The following is a 16404-nucleotide window of genomic DNA, read 5'->3' on the forward strand; positions in this document are numbered from 1 at the left end:
CCCATGCAACGGAAATCCCGCGACGAAATCTGGAGTGATCCCATGAGCGAGCCCCTGCGCCCCCAACCCCTGCGACTGGGGATTGCCGGCCTTGGCACCGTCGGCATCGGCGTGTTGAAGATCCTGCGCAAGGAGGCCGCGATGCTCACCGCCCGCACCGGGCGCGAGATCACCATCACCGCCGTTTCGGCGCGCAACCGCAGCAAGGATCGCGGCGTGCCGCTGGAGGGCTACGCCTGGGAAGACGATCCCGTCTCCCTCGCTACCCGCGACGACGTGGATATCTTCGTGGAACTGATGGGCGGCTCGGACGGGCCGGCCAAGGCTGCTACCGAAGCTGCGCTGAACGCCGGCAAGGACGTGGTCACCGCCAACAAGGCGATGCTGGCGATCCACGGCCAGGAACTGGCGGAACTGGCTGAATCCAAGGGCTGTGTCATCCGCTTCGAGGCCGCCGTCGCCGGTGGCATCCCGGTGGTGAAGGCCCTGACCGAGGGTCTTGCGGGCAACAACATCACCCGCGTCATGGGCGTGATGAACGGCACCTGCAACTATATCCTCACCCGGATGGAGGCGACCGGCAGCAGCTACGAAGAGCTCTTCGACGAAGCGGGCAAGCTAGGCTACCTGGAAGCCGATCCCAACCTCGACGTGGGCGGTATCGACGCCGGCCACAAGCTGTCGCTGCTGGCCTCGGTGGCCTTCGGCAGCCGCGTGGCCTTCGACAAGATGGAGCTGGAGGGCATCCAGCGCATCACCCTCGAGGACATCCGCGCCGCCGCCGACATGGGCTTCCGCATCAAGCTTCTGGGGGTCAGCCAGATGACCGGCCGCGGCCTGGAACAGCGCATGGCGCCCTGCCTGGTGCCCGCGACCTCTCCGCTTGGACAGCTGGAAGGCGGCACCAACATGGTGGTGCTGGAAGGCGATGCCGTGGGTCAGATCGTGCTGCGCGGTGCGGGCGCGGGCGAAGGCCCGACGGCCTCGGCCGTGCTGTCGGACATCTGCGACGTCGCGCGCGGCTTCCGCCTGCCGGTCTTCGGCCAGCCCGCGACCACCCTGCGCGAGACCAATGGCGCCGTCTCCAACACCCCCGCCCCCTATTACCTGCGCCTGACGCTGCAGGACAAACCGGGCGCCATGGCCAAGGTGGCCTCGGTGCTGGGCGAGGCGGGCGTCTCGATCCACCGCATGCGCCAATACGACCACGAGGGTGCCGGCGCGCCGGTGCTGATCGTCACCCACAAGACGCCGCGCGCGGCGCTTGATCTTGCCATCGCCGGCATGTCCGGCACTGGCGTGGTCGAGGGCGAGCCGGTGGCCCTGCGCATCGAGACGGTTTGAATGAAGGGGGCGGAGACGCCCCCTTTTCCCTTCCGGGTACAAAGGTAAGCTCATGGATTTTCTCGATATCTCTGCTTCCCTGACAGGCCGCCGCTGGGTCGGTCCGGGCGCGGAGGTCGAGCGCCAGGCCGAGGCCATCGTCCAGGCCGACCACCTGCCGGAACCGCTGGCCCGCATCCTTGCGCGGCGCGGCGTGGCACCCGGAGAAACCGCCGCCTTCCTGGACCCGAAGCTCGGCAGCCTGCTGCCCGACCCGCGCTCCCTGCGGGACATGGAAACCGCCGCCGCCCGCTTCCTCGCTGCCGTGAAGTCCCGCCAGCGCATCGCCATCTTCGCCGACTACGACGTCGACGGGGGTTCCTCTGCGGCGCTGCTCATTGACTGGCTGCGCCGGATGGGCCGCGAGGCGACGCTCTATATCCCCGACCGCATCGACGAGGGCTACGGGCCGAACGTGCCCGCCATGCAGGAGCTGGGCCGCAACCACGACCTGATCCTCTGCGTCGACTGCGGCACCCTCAGCCATGAGCCCGTCGCCGCGGCGGGCTGCGACGTGGTGATCCTGGACCACCACCTGGGCGGAGAGACTCTGCCCGAGGCGCTGGCGGTGGTGAACCCCAACCGCCAGGACGAGGACGGTGCGCTGGCCCATCTCTGCGCCGCCGCCGTGGTCTTCCTGATGCTGGTCGAGGCCAACCGGCAACTGCGCGACGAAGGGGTGCAAGGCCCTGACCTGATGAGCTTTCTCGACCTGGTGGCGCTGGCCACCGTGGCCGATGTGGCGCCGCTTCTGGGGGTCAACCGTGCGCTGGTGCGCCAGGGTCTGAAGGTCATGGCGCGGCGCGAACGACCGGGCCTGGTGGCCCTGTCGGACATCGCAAGGCTGACCACAGCCCCCGCCGCCTACCACCTGGGTTTCCTGCTGGGGCCGCGTGTCAACGCGGGCGGCCGGATCGGCGCGGCGGACATGGGGGCGCAGCTGCTGGCGACGGATAACCCCATGGAAGCAAAGCGTTTGGCCGAGCGCCTGGACCAGCTCAACACCGAGCGCCGCGAGATCGAGGCCGAGGTGCGCGCCTATGCCATGGCCCAGGCCGAGGCACGCGGGCTTGATGCTCCGCTGGTCTGGGCCGCCGGTGAGGGCTGGCATCCGGGCGTCGTCGGCATCGTCGCCTCGCGCCTGAAGGAAGCCACCAACCGCCCGGCGGTGGTGATCGGCTTCGACGGGGACGAGGGCAAGGGCTCCGGTCGCTCGGTGGCGGGCGTCGATCTTGGCGCCTCGATCCAGAAACTGGCCGCCGAGGGGCTGCTGGTGAAGGGGGGCGGGCACAAGATGGCTGCGGGCCTCACCGTGGCCCGCGACCAGCTGGAGCCCGCCATGGCGCGGCTGTCGGAAATGCTGGAAAAACAAGGCTCTGGCTCTGCCGGTCCGGCGGATCTGCGCATCGACGGCGTGCTCATGCCCGGCGCTGCAACGCCCGAGCTGGTGACCATGCTGGACGAGGCGGGACCCTATGGTGCCTCGGCGCCGGCGCCGCGCTTTGCCTTTCCCTCGCAGCGGATCTCTTTCGCCAAGCGGGTCGGGGAAAACCACCTGAAGATCGCCTTCTCGGACGGCATGGGCGGCCGGATCGAGGCCATCTGCTTCGGCGCCTTCGACGGCCCGCTCGGGCCCGCGCTGGAATCCCACAAGGGCCAGAGCTTCCACCTGGCAGGCAGGCTGGAGATCAACGAATGGGGCGGCCGCCAGAAGGTCCAGCTGCGCCTGGAAGACGCCGCGCCCGCCTCTGAAATCTGATATTTTTCAGCCGGTTACGTCCCGCCACCCCGGCACGGCCCGCGGCGTCAAAAAAACTATCCCAAAGCTCAAAAAAACCCTTGCGGAGGATGCTTGGTTTTCATAGAAACCGCCTCACGCCAGCGTGGCCCGTTCGTCTATCGGTTAGGACGCCAGGTTTTCAACCTGGAAAGAGGGGTTCGATTCCCCTACGGGCTACCACTTTTCCCTCGCGAAAATCCGTCGACACACCCCCTTCGGGAGGGTGTTTTCCCATGTCCGAAGATCGCGTCAGCCCCCTGTCTGTATCGCATCGGTATCACGTCGGTATTACGTCGGTGTCGGGCGCGCGGTGGTGTAGGGTCTCTGTCATAGGCCCTGGCTTATGCTCTGCGCCCCGCCAGACAGGACGGCCGACAGGCCCGCCCCCTCAGACCCGCCGCGCCTCGATGAAGTCGAAGTCGATATCCTCGCCCAGGCCAGGCCGATCCGGCACATGGACGATGCCGTGCTCGTCCATCGGATCGGACAGCGACTTCAGGTAATCGTAGCCGTCGTCATATTCGAGGAACGGGTGCAGCAAGCCGCGCTCGTACCAGCGGCAGTTCTTGCTGGCGGCGACAAGCTGCAGGTTCATCGCGGTATTGCCATGGACCTCGCAATCCATCCCGAAGGCCTCGGCCAGGTGCATGACCTTCAGCGCCGGGGTGATGCCGCCGACATCATTGACCCCGGTCCGCAGGATGTCGCAGGCGCCGGCCCTGATCCATTCCGCCCGCTGCCAGTGCTTGCCATGGGCCGATTCCGGTCCGATGACCGGGATGTCGAGCTGATCGGCCAGCCAGGCGTAGGAGGACATGGATTGTTCATCCATCGGCTCTTCGATCCAGTCGAAACCCAGCTTTTCCAGACCGCGACCCAAAGCCAGCGCATCGGTGCGGGAATACCAGTGGAAGGCGTCGATCATCAGGCGGATGTCGGGCCCGACGGCCTCGCGCACGGCGGCGCAGGCCCTGAGGTCCATCTTCACATCCGGCGCCCAGCTGACCGGCGGCATCCAGGTGTGGAGCTTGATCCCCTTGTAGCCCCGCGCCACGAGGGTCTCGGCAAAGCGCCCGTAGTCCTCGGGCGTCGACAGCCCGCCGGGGATCTCGTCGCCGCACATGATGCTGCCATAGGCCGGCGCGTTGTCGCGGTAGCTGCCGATCAGCTTGTGGACGGGCTGGTTCAGCACCCGCCCCGCCAGATCCCAGAGCGCGCAATCCACCACCGCAAGCGTGCGGTCGGTCAGCTGCGCCGCCGAGCCGCGCTGCCAATGCGCCAGCTCCTGCCACAGGCGTTCGCGGTCGCGGTGATCCTGCCCGATCAGCACCTTGCGGACGAACCTGTCCAGCACATGGGGGCGGACCACCTCGGGCGGGCAGAAGGAATAGCCCGCATGGCCGTCCTCGGTGCGGATGACCAGCATCGCCTGCAGCACGTCATGGGGCGCGCCCGGATGGGCATGGCCTGCAGTGTCGGAATGACGGCGGGTGGTATGGCGAAAGGTGATCGCCTCGATCTCGCGGATCAGCATGGAGCCCTCCCCTGTCTTGCGCCCCTTGGGTAGGCGTGGCGCCGGGGGCCTGTCAATAACTTGTCATACAAATTTGCACCCCAGGCCGAAACCCGAGGCCTGCCCCGTGTAATACCGGTTCCTTTTTTCCAAGCGCCCTGCTAATTTGGCCTCCGCAAGCCAGCTTATCGCCACGCCCAGGCCCCGCGCGGGCCGATACATCATACAGGTTCGGCAAAACGCAGGCGCACACACACGGAGCCCGACCCGACCATGCAGATGCCGCCGAAACGCAAGACCCTGGTTGTGGAAGTGCTGGACAGCCTGCGGGCGCAAATCACCTCCGGCCAGTACAAGCCCGGTGACCGCCTGCCCAGCGAAGCCCGCCTGACCGAGGAATACGGCGTCTCGCGCACCGTGGTCCGCGAGGCCGTGGCCGCGCTGCGCGCCGATGGCCTGGTCGATCCGCAACGCGGCGCCGGGGTCTTCGTGATCGAGCCCGAGCCCGCCGCCGTGGCGCCGTTTTCCGATGTGGATACAGACCGTTTGTCGTCGATGATCGAGCTTCTGGAACTGCGCGCGGCGATCGAGGTCGAGGCGGCAGCACTTGCCTCGCAACGGCGCTCTCCGGCCCAGGAAGAGAAGATTATCGGGGCCTTGCAGGCGGTGAACGAAGGCGCCGAGGGCAGCGGCATCAACCATGAGGCAGACTTCAACCTGCACATGGCCATCGCCGAGGCCACCAACAACCCGCGCTTTGTCGAGGTGCTGAAGATGCTCGGGGCGCAGATGATCCCGCGCCATGGGCTGACCAGCAGCGGCGCCCCGATCTCGCCCGACTACCTGGCCCTGCTGAAGCAGGAGCATGAACAGATCGTCAATGCGGTGCTGGATGGGGACGAGGTCGCCGCCCGTGCCGCCATGCGCCAGCACCTCAAGGGCAGCCAGACCCGTTACCGCCGCCTGCTGCGCGGCTGAGCCCCGCCGACCCGGCGTCAATCGTTTGACAGGTCGCTTACTGTATGACAACTAGTCAGACAAGTAAGACAACCGCCTGCCATCAAACGAGGACGCCATGCTCTCCGTCGAAACCCGTCACGCGATCCACCCCGAACATGCCAAGGGCATGGATACCGAAGCGCTCCGCGCCCATTTCCTTGGCGAGGGCCTTTTTGCCGCCGGTGAGATCCGCCTGATCTACACCCACTACGACCGCTTCGTGCTGGGCGGCGCCGTGCCCGCGGGCGGCGCGCTGGTGCTGGAGAAGGTCGAAGAGACCAAGACCCCGACCTTCCTCGAGCGCCGCGAGATGGGCATCGTGAACATCGGCGACACCGGCACCGTCTCTGCCGATGGCGAGAGCTGGGAGATGGGGCGCGGCGATGTGCTGTACCTCGGCATGGGCACCGGGGCGGTGACCTTCTCGGGCGAGGGGCGGTTCTACATCACCTCGGCCCCGGCCCATGCCACCTACCCCAACAAGCTGATCACCGTGGAAGAGGCGGTGAAGGTGGAAATGGGCGCGGCCGAGACCTCGAACAAGCGGGTGATCAAGCAGTTCATCCACCCCACGGTGATGGAGAGCTGCCAGCTGATCCTGGGCTATACCTCGCTGCTGGACGGCTCTGTCTGGAACACCATGCCCGCCCATATCCATGACCGCCGGATGGAGGCCTACCTGTACTGGGGCATGTCCGAGGAGGCCCGCGTGCTGCACCTGATGGGCGAGCCGCAGGAGACGCGGCACCTGATGGTCGCCGATGAACAGGCGGTGATCTCGCCCTCCTGGTCGATCCATTCGGGCGCGGGGATCGGGGAATATACCTTCATCTGGGCCATGGCGGGCGACAACGTGGATTACACGGACATGGACTTCATCCAGCCGAAGGAACTGAAATGAGCCGCTTTTCGCTTGAGGGAAAGAAGGCGCTGGTGACCGGCGCCAACACCGGGATCGGCCAGGCCATCGCCATCGCCCTGGGGGCTGCGGGGGCCCATGTGGTCTGCGCCGGACGCCGCAGCTGCGCCGAGACGGTGGCCCAGATCGCCAGCGCCGAGGAGCTGTTGCTGGATTTCGCCGACCCCATGGCGGCGAGGGATCTGTTTTCGGGGGCGGGCTATGACATCCTGGTCAACAACGCCGGCATCATCCGCCGCGCGGAGTCGGTCGACTTCTCGGAAGAGGACTGGGACGCGGTGATGGACGTCAACGCCAAGGCGCTGTTCTTCACCTGCCAGGCCTTCGCCCGTGCCGCGTTGGCCGAAGGACGGGGTGCCAAGATCGTCAATATCGCCTCGCTGCTGTCCTATCAGGGCGGTATCCGCGTGCCCTCCTACACCGCCTCCAAGCACGCCGTGCAGGGGATCACCAAGATCCTGGCCAATGAGTGGGCGGCAAAGGGCATCAACGTCAACGCCATCGCGCCGGGCTATATCGAGACCAACAACACCGAAGCCCTGCGCAATGACCCCGAGCGCTCGAAGGCGATCCTGGACCGCATCCCCGCCGGTCGCTGGGGCGCGCCGCAGGACATCGCCGACACCGCCGTCTTCTTGGCCGCGCCGGCCTCGGACTACGTGCATGGCGAAACCATCGCCGTGGATGGCGGCTGGCTGGCCCGCTGATCGGGGCAAGGGGATGATGCGGGACAATGCCCCTCCGGGCGGCCTCCTTTCCAGCCGGGAGCGTGGCACGCTCCTGAAGGAGACGGAGGGCACCAGGGGGGCTCCACCTGCCGCATCACCAGGCTGGAAGTACTCCGGGGGTGAATTGAGCCCTTAAGGGCTCAAGAGGGGGCAGAGCCCCCTGCGCCCTACCCTTTCAGCAGGTCCATCGGCATCAGGGCGCCCGGATGGCGCACGACCTGGGCAGCCACTGCATGACCCTTGCGCGCGGCCTCTTCCAGCGACGCGCCCGCAAGACGCGCCGAGAGGTAACCGCCGTTGAAGCTGTCGCCCGCGCCCGTGGTATCCACAGGTGTCACCGGCGCGCCGGGGTTCACCGGGGCCATGGCGCCGCGATACCAGGTCAGCATGGCGCCGCCGCCGTTCTTCACCATCACCTCCGCAGCCCCCCCCTTCGCATAGCGTTCCGCCGTGGCCTGCAGGGAGATATCGCCGAAGTGCTCTGCCTCGTCGTCGAAGCTGGGCAGGGCGATGTCGCAGCAGGCGGCGGCCTCGGTGATGGCCGCGCACATCTCGGTCGTCGAGGACCACAGACGCGGGCGCAGGTTCGGATCGAAGGCGACACGTGCCCCCGCCTCGCGCGCCGTCTGCAGCGCGTCCAGCAGCACGGCACGGCGGGCGGGCTCGAGGATCGCCAGGGTGATGCCCGAGACATAGATCATCTCGACCCCCGCCAGCACCTGACCCAGCCAGTCGGGATCATCGGCCAGCAGGCGCGCGGCGGACTGGCCCCGCCAATAGGTGAAGCTGCGTTCGCCATCGGCGAGCGAGATCATGTAGAGCCCGACGCTGCGGCTGTCGTCGCGCCGGATGCGGCTGGTGTCGATACCGGCCGCGCCAATGAACGCCGCCATCGCGTCGGACATGGCGTCGTGGCCCAGCACCGTGGCATAGCCCACGCCCGCGCCCATGAGCGCCTGCATGTACCAGGCCGTGTTCAGCGTATCCCCGGCGAAGCCGCGCCGGAAAAGCCCCCCCTCCGCCGGAGAGAGTTCCACCATGGCCTCGCCAAGGGAGAGAAATTTCATCATTTGAATCCGTAGAGTTCCACCGGGTTGTCGACCAGGGCCAACCTACGGGCTTCATCATCGGCACACCAGCCCAGCGTGGTATCCAGCAGCACCGCGTCGTCGGGGTAATCCTCGGTCACGCGGGCCGCGTTATGGGGCCAGTTGGTGCCCCAGACGATACGCTCGGGCGCATGGGCGCCGATCTGGCGCGCCACCTGGGCGATATCGGGGAAATCCGGGCCACCGTCGCGGCTGCTCTCATAGCAGCCGGCGAACTTGAACCAGGTGTTTCCTTTATCCAGCAGGCGTTTGATTACTTCAACATGCGCCGGGGTGGCGCCCGAGAAGATCTTGGCGTGATGGTCGATAACCCAACGGGATCTGAGACTTGCGAGCCGAGGCTCAAGTTCCGGCAGGGCAGAGCCATCGAATTGCACCGCCATCATCCAGCCCGCCGCATGGGCCATGGCGTCGATCTCTTCCAGCGCCTCTAGGCCGACAGCACCGCCGGGCAGGTCCATGATCCGGGCGCCGACGCAGCCTGCTGCGCTCAGCGCCTCGATCTCGGCCTCGGTGGTCTCTGGCGTGATCACGGCGACGCCCAGGGCATCCGCGCCCATCTCGGCCAGGCAGGCCAGCAGGCAGGCGTTGTCGGCCTGATGGGCATTGCCCTGGGTCACCACCACGCGGTCGATGCCCAGCCAACCCATCGCCTGCCGGTACATGTCGGGGGTGGGCAGCGGATCGGGCGGCAGGCCTGGGCCTCCGGGCAGGGCCGGGAAGCCGGGCAGATACATGTGCATCTGCGTATCCACCGCCCCTTTCGGCATTGCGGTCAGCGGCTTGGCGCCCGAGAGCTTGCGGTCGATCATGGGTCAGCCTTTCGGAGCGAAGCGGGCCAGCGCCTCGCGCTCGATCTCGATCCCCAGGCCGGGGCCATCGGGGACGGCGACGAAGCCGTCCTTGTGTTCCAGCGGCGTGGTGACCACGGCCTGTCGGAAGGGGTTGTGGGTGCGGTCGAATTCCATGATCGGGGCGACCGGCGCGTTGCGCACCGGGTCGGGCACCATGGCCGACATGAACTGCAAAGCCGTGGCGATCTGCACCGCCGTGCCCCAGACGTGGGGGACCACGCGGATGCCATGCAGGGAGGCCAGGTCGGCGACCTTCTTCGCCTCAGACAGCCCGCCCATGCCGCAGATGTCGGGCTGGATGATATCCACCACGCGCCGCTGCAGCGGGTCGCGGTAGCCCCAGCGGGTGTGCCAGGTCTCGCCGGCCGCCAGCGGGATCGGCTGGCGCGCCTTGACCTCCAGATAGGCGTCAAGCTGTTCGGGCACCACGGGCTCTTCAAACCAGTCGATGCCGTATTTCGCCGCCCTGTTCCCCAGCTCCACGGCTTCGTTAACCGTATAGCCATGATTTGCGTCGATCATCAGGCGACGATCCGGGCCGATGGCCTCGCGGACGGCGGCGATCACGCGCAGATCCTCTTCGACCCCGAAGCCGATCTTCACCTTCATGCGGCGGAACCCGGCTGCCGCATGGCCTGCCATTTCCTCGGCGTTGTCGGCCACCCGGTCTACGCCGTCCCGTTTGAAGGAGCCCGTTGCATAGGCCTCGATCCGCTCGCGCCAGCGCCCGCCCAGCAGGACGGAGACCGGCTGACCCAGGATCTTGCCCTTGAGGTCCCAAAGGGCAATGTCGATGCCCGAGAGCGCCGTGATCGTCAGGCCGCGCTGGCCCTGATCGCGCAGGGCGTTGTAGCAGGTGGCCCAGATCTTCTCTGTTTCCAGGGGGTTCTGGCCGATGACATGGGGCGCATAGGCGGCGACCACCGCCGCATTGGGCCCGGCGGGGCCGAGGCATTCGCCCCAGCCCGTGGTGCCATCCTCGCAGATGACCTCGACCAGCAGGTGCTGGCGCCGGTCGAAGCGCATGGTGGCGCTTTCAAACGCCGTCTCGAGCCGGTGTTCCAGCAGATGGGTGCGGATTTCCGCGACCTTCATGGCGGGCCTCACGTATTTGCGGCGATGATCTTGGCCAGGGTATCTTCCTCTGCCGGGGTCAGGTCGTCCAGTGGCGGGCGTACCTTGCCGGCATCGAAGCCAGCGAGGCGGACGCCGGCCTTGATGGCCGCGACGGCATAGCCCTTGCGGCGGGCGCGAAGCTCCATGAAGGGGTAGAAGAAGTCGTTCAGGATCTGCTCGCAGGTGGCCCGGTCGCCGGCACGCAGGGCGGCGTAGAACTTGTTGGCCAGGGCCGGCACGAAGTTGAACACGGCCGAGGAATAGGTCTCGTAGCCGATGCCGAGATAGGCCTCGGCAAAGAGCTCGGCCGTCGGCATGCCACCGAGATAGGTCAGCCGGTTGCCGATCTTGGCGGTGATCTGGCGCATCCGTCCGATGTCGCCGGAGCCATCCTTGAAGCCCACCAGGTTCGGGCAGGCGTCGCAGAGGCGGGCCACGGTATCGACCTCGTACTGGGCATTGTCGCGGTTGTAGATCATCACGCCGATGTCCACCGAGTCGCAGATCGCCTTGACGTGGGCAAAGAGCCCCTCCTGCGGAGCGTCGATCAGGTAATGCGGGATCAGCAGGATGCCATCGGCACCGGCGGCCTGGGCAGATTGCGCGATCTCGGTCGCCATCTCGGTGCCGTAGCCACAGCCCGAAACAATGGCCGTCTCGCCCGAGACTTCCTTGGCCGCCGCGACCACCGGGCCGATCTCGGCGGGGGTCAGCGAGAAGAACTCGCCCGTGCCGCCGGCGGCGAAGAGCACCGGGGCGTCATAGCCCGCCAGCCATTCCACATGGGCCTTGTAGCTTTCCGGCGCGAAGCGGCCTTCGGCGTCGAAATGGGTGACCGGGAAGGACAGCAGGCCAGAGCCCAGGGCGGTCTTGAGGGTATCGGGGGTCATTGCGTGGACCTTTCAAAACTTGTCATACAGGTTGTATGATATCTTGGCGTGGGCGTCAATAAATGGCGGAGAGGATCAAAGCGCCCTGGGGCGGAAAGCGGGCAGGTCGCGGGACCCGGCGGGTGCGGGCTGCGGGCCCCGAGGCGGGTGACGGCGCGCCGGAGCGGCGGCGCAATCCGCGCACGGGTCCAAGGGCACTTTGCCGGGGAAGGCGCGGGCGTCAGGCATTGTCGTCGTCCTCGTCAATCGGCAGGGCGGTGAACTTGCCGCCCTGGTAGAGATGCAGGGGGTCCTGCGGGTCGGGGTTCGGGATGGCCGCCTCGACCTGCGCGGCCCAGGCCTCGGCATTGTCCTGTGGCTGCCAGCCCAGGTAGTTGGCGGCGCGGTTGTCCCAGAAGCTGCGGTCATTGGCCGAACAGCCGTAGACGATGGGGCAGCCCAGCACCGGCACGGTGAAGGCGGCGCGGCAGAAGGCCACGAAATCGCGGTAGCTGAGCCAGGTGGAGAGCATGCGGTGGTCGGTAGGCTCGTCGAAGCAGGAGCCGATGCGCAGGATCGCGGTCTCTTGCCCGAACTTCTCGAAGTAGAACCGCGCCAGGGCCTCGCCGAAGACCTTGGAGACGCCGTAGAGGCTGTCCGGGCGCGGCATGGCGCTGGCGTCGATCACCTCGGACTGCGGATGGAAGCCCACCACGTGGTTCGAGGAGGCGAAAAGGATACGCGGCTGACCATTGGCGCGGGCGGCCTCGTAGAGGTTGTAGAGGCCAAGGATATTGGCCTCCATGATCGGGGCGAAGGGGCCTTCGACGGAATAGCCGCCAAGATGAATCACCGCGTCGCAGCCCTGCATCGCGGCCTTGAGAGAGGCCGCATCATGCAGCTCGGCCAGGCGGAAGGTCTCATGCGGGGCGAGGTCGGTGATCTCGCGCCGCCCCGAGACGACGACCTCCTCGGCGATCTCGCCCAGCAGGGGGCGGATGGCGCGGCCCATGCTGCCGGTGGCGCCGGTGAGCAGGATCTTTGTCATGCACTTGCCTTTCGTCATGCCGGGCCCTCCGGCGGGTGGCTCTGCCATTCGCCGAGCCAGGGAAAATCGGGACCGAGGTCCGAGAGATCGCCCGCCCCGGACCAGTCCCGCAGGAAGCGCGCCATGTCGGCGGGCCCGGCCTGCGGCGGGCGGTAACGGGGCTGGCGGGGGCCGTCGCAAAGCGCGCCCGAGGCCGCGTAGCCGGGGCCCGACCAATCGTCCCAGGGGGCGTTCAGGTTGATGTGATCCCCCATGGCGCAATCCAGCCAGAGGCATTTGCCGACCGAGAAAAGCGAGGCATCGCTTATGGTTGGCGGCTCTGCTTCACTGATGGCATCACGGGCGACCCGGCGCGCCTCTGGCGCCTGGCCGTAGGGAGAGGCCTTGACGCCTTCAAACCACTGGCGCCCGAGGTTGGTGCGCCGCTGCGCCATGCGGGGGCTGCCGTCATGGGTCAGCCGGCAGCGGTGGAAGACGAAGCCCCAGGGGGTCCGCGCATGGGTCGCGGGGGCGGTCAGCCAGCAATGGGCATCGCGGTCGCCACGGGCGCGGATCTCGCAGCCCTCGAACCAGGCGGTGGCCTGGCCGAAGATGAAATCCACGTCGCCTTCGATGTCGCAGCCAAAGAGGTAGCTGCGGCTGGTCGAGGCCTTGTCAGGCGATTGCAGGTAGAGCGTATCCTGCCAGCTGGAGAGGTGGACATGGCCCAGCGTCAGGCGGTCGGCCCCGGCCGACAGCAGTGCCACCGCCTGATGCTGGCCGCAGGGGAAGCGGCCCTGGGCATCGGCGCGGATGCCCTCGGGCGTCGCCTCGGGGCGCGAGCAGCCATAGGTGTTACGGATCGTCAGATTGTAAAGCTGCGTCTCAGGCGCCTCGATCCGCACCACGCTGGACAGATGGGTGCTGAGGGTCCGGCGCGCGCCGATGTGGTCATGGATGGCGCGGGTCTCGGGTGACGCCTTGGCGAACTGGGCGTCGAAACGGGCAAGGTACTCGGTGCCGGGCATTTCGGCGTCGATGCTCTCGGCCAGGGTGGTGTCGGCGGGCGTGGTGCCGAGACCGATCAGCGTGAAGCTGAGGGGCGTGCCGTTCATCTTGACCTGCGGCAGGTAGAGCAGGCCCCCGTAGGTGCCGGGGGCGAGGCCGATCACCACGCGCCCACCCTGCCCGGCCTTGCGGGCGCGGGCGATGGCCTCTTCGACGGCCCGCTGCAGGGTGCCATCGCCGGGGGCAACGGTGATCGCGGGCGCCAGATCCGGCACGTCGCGCGGCGGGTCCCAGGGATCGTCGCGCAGGGCGGAAACGGGGCCCGCCCGGCGCAGAACCTCGGACAGGGTCACCTGCGCAGCCTCGGCCTCGGTCAGCATCGGACGGATGCCATGGTGGCGCAGGGCCCAGTCGTTGAGGCAGGCGGCCGTCATCCGCGCGCCTTCCGGGCGATCTCTGCCGCCGCTGCCATCATCAGCGGGCCGACGCCCTTGGCATCATCGGACACCCGGCGCTCGGAGACATAATAGGGGCCGGTGCCATCGCGGAAGCGGCCCTCGAACCAGCCGAGGCCGGCGACCCAGCACATCTCGACCATCGACGGCTTGCCCTCCACCTCGCGCAGCGCATAGGCGGTGAGATCGTCGAAGAGCATCGCGACATCGCCGTCGTAGAGGCCCAGTTCGGCGCCCTTCAGCAGGCCGTAGACGAACATCGCCGAGGCCGAGGTCTCGAGGTAGTTGCCCTCGAGCTCGGGCTCATCCAGCACCTGCAGCCAGAGGCCCTCGGGGCGGCGGTAGCTGGCGACGTCGGCCAGCAACTTGACGGTGCGGTCGCGCAGGGGCGCGAAACGCTCGGGTCCGACCAGTTCGGCCACGTCGACCAGCGCCATGACCAGCCAGCCAAGGGAGCGCGACCAATGGGCGTGGCTCATCCCCGTTTCCGGATCGCACCAGGGCTGCATTTTCGCCTCGTCGATGGCATGGGCGTAAAGGCCCGTCTTTTCGACGAAGAGCATCTTCAACGCGGTATCGAGCTGGGTCAGGCTGTCGGTGACATAGGCCTCCTGCCCCGTCGCCAGGCCGTAGCCGATCTGGAACGGCGGCCCCATGTAGAGACCATCCAGCCAGACCTGCCAGGGGTAGCGCAGCTTGTGCCAGTAGACGCCCGAGCGGGTGCGGGGATGGGTGTCGAGCTGGCGGATCTCGAGCGCGGCGCATTGCATGTAGACCGGATCGCCGGTCTGCTCTGCGAGGTCCAGCAGGGCGCGGCCCGAGAGGATGTTGTCGATGTTGTATTCCGAGGGGTTGTAGCCTGCGAGGCTGGGGCCTTCGCCGATCTGGGCATCGACCATGCGCTTCATGGTGTCGCGCCAGTGGGCCTCTCCGGTCGCATCGGCCAGCAGCGCGAGGCCCCGGAAGATGCAGCCGTCCTCGTAGCACCAGCGGCCCTCCTTGTAGGGCTGCCAGGCGGCGAGGAAGTCGGTGAAATAGCGCGTCAGCACTTGCGGCGTCTCCTGTTCTTCGATCGGGATGACCTGCCCCGCCACTTCGGCGAAGTCGGACCAGAGCGCGCGGCCAGAGACCGCCTCGACCCCGTCGGCCATCAGCGGCACCTGCGGCGGGGCCGAGGGATCGAGCGAGGCGCGGAAGTTCATCAGCCGCACGCCGGTGACGGGGGCTTCGGGCAGACCAAGGACGGCCACGGCGCAGACCGCCACATCGGTGGCGATGACGTTCCGGAAGGTGATGTCGTGGATGCGCGGGGTGGTCTCGTCCACCGGCGCGGGGTTGCGGGACTGGACCTCGGGCGAGCGCCCGTCCGGGTCGCAGTAATAGAAGGCGTTGATCGCCAGCGGCGTGCCGACGCCCTGCATCAGTACGTCTGAGAAATGCACGCGGGCGACCTCTCCGCCCCTGCCCCTTCGGGTCTTGATCCTGAGGCCGCGGTCGGTGCCGATGAACTCGCAGGCGGTGACGGTGACATCGGTGATATCGCCGGACATCTCGGAGCCCAGCACCATGCCGCCGTGGCCGCGCTCCATCAGGCAGTGATGCACGTGCAGGCGGCGGGTGGGGGCCAGGTGATCGGCCAGCCCCTTCAGCGCGCCGGTGCCACGCTTGCCGGATTTCACCGCGATGCAGTCATCGCCCACAGAGAAATGGATGCCCGCGAGGGTCACATCGGTGCAGCTTTCGGGGTTGAGCCCGTCGGTGTTGGGGCTGTCGTGCGGGTTCTGGATCTTCAGGCCCGCGCAGGTCAGCCCGTCGATGCGGTAGGGATGCACCGTCCAGCTGGGGGAATTGCGCACCGTGATGCCGGAGAGCTGGACATCGCGCCCATGGGCCAGGAAGAGCGCGCGCGGACGGCGGGCGTCGTCGCGGGTGTCCTTGGGCCAGGACCACCAGTCGCCGCGATCCCCGCCGGCATCCAGCGTGCCCAGGCCGGTGATCACCAGGCCGTCGCAGTCCACGGCGGTCAGCGGGGCGGCGAAGCTGGCTTCGGGCAGGCCTTCCCATGTGCCGATGACGCGGCCCGCGTCGTCGCGGGGCGGCAGGATGGGCCATGCGCTGCGGTCGTGCAGGGCGAAGAGCTCGGCCCCCTCTTCCAGCCAGAGCGTCATCTGCGCCCTGAGGAAGACGGGAGAGATGGCGAAACGGCCTGCGGGCACATGCAGGGTGCCGCCCTCGGGCAGCGCCGCCAGAGCCCGCGCGAAGGCCGGCGCGTTGTCGGCCAGATCGGGCGAGGCACCATGGTCGGTCACCTTGACCAGACCGGCGCAGGGGGCGGTGCGGAAGGACAGCGCCTGCCGCCCGATGGAGAATTCGTAGTCGGTGTCGGGGCTCAGCCCCTCGATGAAGACCGGCGCCACGCGGGTTTCACCGCGCGCGACGATGCGGCCCTCACCGGCGCAGCTCCAGCCCATGGGCGCGGCGAGCCCGTAGCGGGTGCCGGGCGGCGCCACCAGCAGGCAGGCGGTGCGCGACGAGACGGAGGCGAGCGAAAGCGCGGACATCGGGGTCTTTCGTGGCAGGCGCCGGACGGACAGCCGGCGGTCAGATGGGTCGAGGATCGGGGCCGGCGCAGAGGTCCGGCCCC

At 67.8% G+C, this 16404-nt stretch carries 13 protein-coding genes and 1 tRNA gene; 6 read left to right on the forward strand and 8 right to left on the reverse strand.

What is annotated here, in order from left to right; genetic code table 11:
* Positions 1-42 precede the first annotated feature (42 nt).
* From CRO50_RS16990 to CRO50_RS17000, 3 genes are all read left to right on the forward strand, one after another.
* On the forward strand, positions 43-1344 hold the full coding sequence (locus CRO50_RS16990; RefSeq protein WP_097147130.1) for a homoserine dehydrogenase: 1302 nt from the start codon (positions 43-45) through the stop codon (positions 1342-1344).
* Between the two features lie 52 nt (positions 1345-1396).
* Positions 1397-3142, forward strand: a complete 1746-nt coding sequence (recJ, locus tag CRO50_RS16995; RefSeq protein WP_097147131.1) for a single-stranded-DNA-specific exonuclease RecJ — start codon at positions 1397-1399, stop codon at positions 3140-3142.
* A 126-nt stretch (positions 3143-3268) separates the two neighbouring features.
* A tRNA-Glu gene (locus CRO50_RS17000) sits at positions 3269-3343 on the forward strand.
* Positions 3344-3551: 208 nt separating this feature from the next.
* On the opposite strand, the gene CRO50_RS17005 is transcribed toward CRO50_RS17000, so the two are convergent.
* Positions 3552-4697, reverse strand: a complete 1146-nt coding sequence (locus CRO50_RS17005) for a mandelate racemase family protein (protein ID WP_097147132.1) — start codon at positions 4695-4697, stop codon at positions 3552-3554.
* Positions 4698-4949: 252 nt separating this feature from the next.
* Here CRO50_RS17005 and CRO50_RS17010 point away from each other — a divergent pair, with 252 nt between their 5' ends.
* From CRO50_RS17010 to kduD, 3 genes are all read left to right on the forward strand, one after another.
* Complete coding sequence (locus CRO50_RS17010; RefSeq protein WP_097147133.1) at positions 4950-5654, forward strand: FadR/GntR family transcriptional regulator; 705 nt, start codon at positions 4950-4952, stop codon at positions 5652-5654.
* A 97-nt stretch (positions 5655-5751) separates the two neighbouring features.
* Positions 5752-6576, forward strand: a complete 825-nt coding sequence (kduI, locus tag CRO50_RS17015; RefSeq protein ID WP_097147134.1) for a 5-dehydro-4-deoxy-D-glucuronate isomerase — start codon at positions 5752-5754, stop codon at positions 6574-6576.
* Positions 6573-7301: a 2-dehydro-3-deoxy-D-gluconate 5-dehydrogenase KduD gene (gene kduD, locus CRO50_RS17020; protein WP_097147135.1), complete on the forward strand. Its 729-nt coding sequence runs from the start codon at positions 6573-6575 to the stop codon at positions 7299-7301. Before kduI ends, kduD begins: the two co-directional genes overlap by 4 nt.
* 188 nt (positions 7302-7489) lie before the next feature.
* Here kduD and CRO50_RS17025 read toward each other — a convergent pair whose 3' ends face one another.
* The 7 genes from CRO50_RS17025 to pglA all read right to left on the reverse strand — a co-directional run bounded on the left by CRO50_RS17025 (position 7490) and on the right by pglA (position 16321).
* Complete coding sequence (locus tag CRO50_RS17025; protein ID WP_097147136.1) at positions 7490-8389, reverse strand: sugar kinase; 900 nt, start codon at positions 8387-8389, stop codon at positions 7490-7492.
* Positions 8389-9243 (reverse strand): amidohydrolase family protein, encoded by an 855-nt coding sequence (locus CRO50_RS17030; RefSeq protein ID WP_097147137.1) that lies wholly within the window; start codon positions 9241-9243, stop codon positions 8389-8391. Before CRO50_RS17030 ends, CRO50_RS17025 begins: the two co-directional genes overlap by 1 nt.
* A gap of 3 nt (positions 9244-9246) precedes the next feature.
* Complete coding sequence (locus CRO50_RS17035) at positions 9247-10380, reverse strand: mandelate racemase/muconate lactonizing enzyme family protein (RefSeq protein WP_097147138.1); 1134 nt, start codon at positions 10378-10380, stop codon at positions 9247-9249.
* An 8-nt stretch (positions 10381-10388) separates the two neighbouring features.
* Positions 10389-11291: a 5-dehydro-4-deoxyglucarate dehydratase gene (kdgD, locus tag CRO50_RS17040; RefSeq protein WP_097147139.1), complete on the reverse strand. Its 903-nt coding sequence runs from the start codon at positions 11289-11291 to the stop codon at positions 10389-10391.
* 220 nt (positions 11292-11511) lie between these two features.
* Positions 11512-12318, reverse strand: coding sequence for an NAD-dependent epimerase/dehydratase family protein (locus CRO50_RS17045; protein WP_097147140.1), 807 nt, complete (start codon positions 12316-12318; stop codon positions 11512-11514).
* A gap of 14 nt (positions 12319-12332) precedes the next feature.
* On the reverse strand, positions 12333-13739 hold the full coding sequence (locus tag CRO50_RS17050) for a pectinesterase family protein (protein ID WP_097147141.1): 1407 nt from the start codon (positions 13737-13739) through the stop codon (positions 12333-12335).
* Complete coding sequence (gene pglA / locus CRO50_RS17055) at positions 13736-16321, reverse strand: polygalacturonase PglA (RefSeq protein WP_097147142.1); 2586 nt, start codon at positions 16319-16321, stop codon at positions 13736-13738. The genes CRO50_RS17050 and pglA overlap by 4 nt, the downstream gene beginning before the upstream one ends.
* Positions 16322-16404 lie beyond the last annotated feature (83 nt).

It is taken from the genome of Pseudooceanicola antarcticus, from assembly GCF_900215355.1.
Taxonomy (GTDB): Bacteria; Pseudomonadota; Alphaproteobacteria; order Rhodobacterales; family Rhodobacteraceae; genus Pseudooceanicola; species Pseudooceanicola antarcticus.

Excerpts from the sequence above, each read along its gene's own strand:
- CRO50_RS16990 (WP_097147130.1), top strand. The coding sequence starts at position 43 with ATGAGCGAGCCCCTGCGCCCCCAACCCCTGCGACTGGGGATTGCCGGC.
- recJ (WP_097147131.1), top strand. The coding sequence starts at position 1,397 with ATGGATTTTCTCGATATCTCTGCTTCCCTGACAGGCCGCCGCTGGGTC.
- CRO50_RS17005 (WP_097147132.1), bottom strand. The coding sequence starts at position 4,697 with ATGCTGATCCGCGAGATCGAGGCGATCACCTTTCGCCATACCACCCGC.
- CRO50_RS17010 (WP_097147133.1), top strand. The coding sequence starts at position 4,950 with ATGCAGATGCCGCCGAAACGCAAGACCCTGGTTGTGGAAGTGCTGGAC.
- kduI (WP_097147134.1), top strand. The coding sequence starts at position 5,752 with ATGCTCTCCGTCGAAACCCGTCACGCGATCCACCCCGAACATGCCAAG.
- kduD (WP_097147135.1), top strand. The coding sequence starts at position 6,573 with ATGAGCCGCTTTTCGCTTGAGGGAAAGAAGGCGCTGGTGACCGGCGCC.
- CRO50_RS17025 (WP_097147136.1), bottom strand. The coding sequence starts at position 8,389 with ATGAAATTTCTCTCCCTTGGCGAGGCCATGGTGGAACTCTCTCCGGCG.
- CRO50_RS17030 (WP_097147137.1), bottom strand. The coding sequence starts at position 9,243 with ATGATCGACCGCAAGCTCTCGGGCGCCAAGCCGCTGACCGCAATGCCG.
- CRO50_RS17035 (WP_097147138.1), bottom strand. The coding sequence starts at position 10,380 with ATGAAGGTCGCGGAAATCCGCACCCATCTGCTGGAACACCGGCTCGAG.
- kdgD (WP_097147139.1), bottom strand. The coding sequence starts at position 11,291 with ATGACCCCCGATACCCTCAAGACCGCCCTGGGCTCTGGCCTGCTGTCC.
- CRO50_RS17045 (WP_097147140.1), bottom strand. The coding sequence starts at position 12,318 with ATGACAAAGATCCTGCTCACCGGCGCCACCGGCAGCATGGGCCGCGCC.
- CRO50_RS17050 (WP_097147141.1), bottom strand. The coding sequence starts at position 13,739 with ATGACGGCCGCCTGCCTCAACGACTGGGCCCTGCGCCACCATGGCATC.
- pglA (WP_097147142.1), bottom strand. The coding sequence starts at position 16,321 with ATGTCCGCGCTTTCGCTCGCCTCCGTCTCGTCGCGCACCGCCTGCCTG.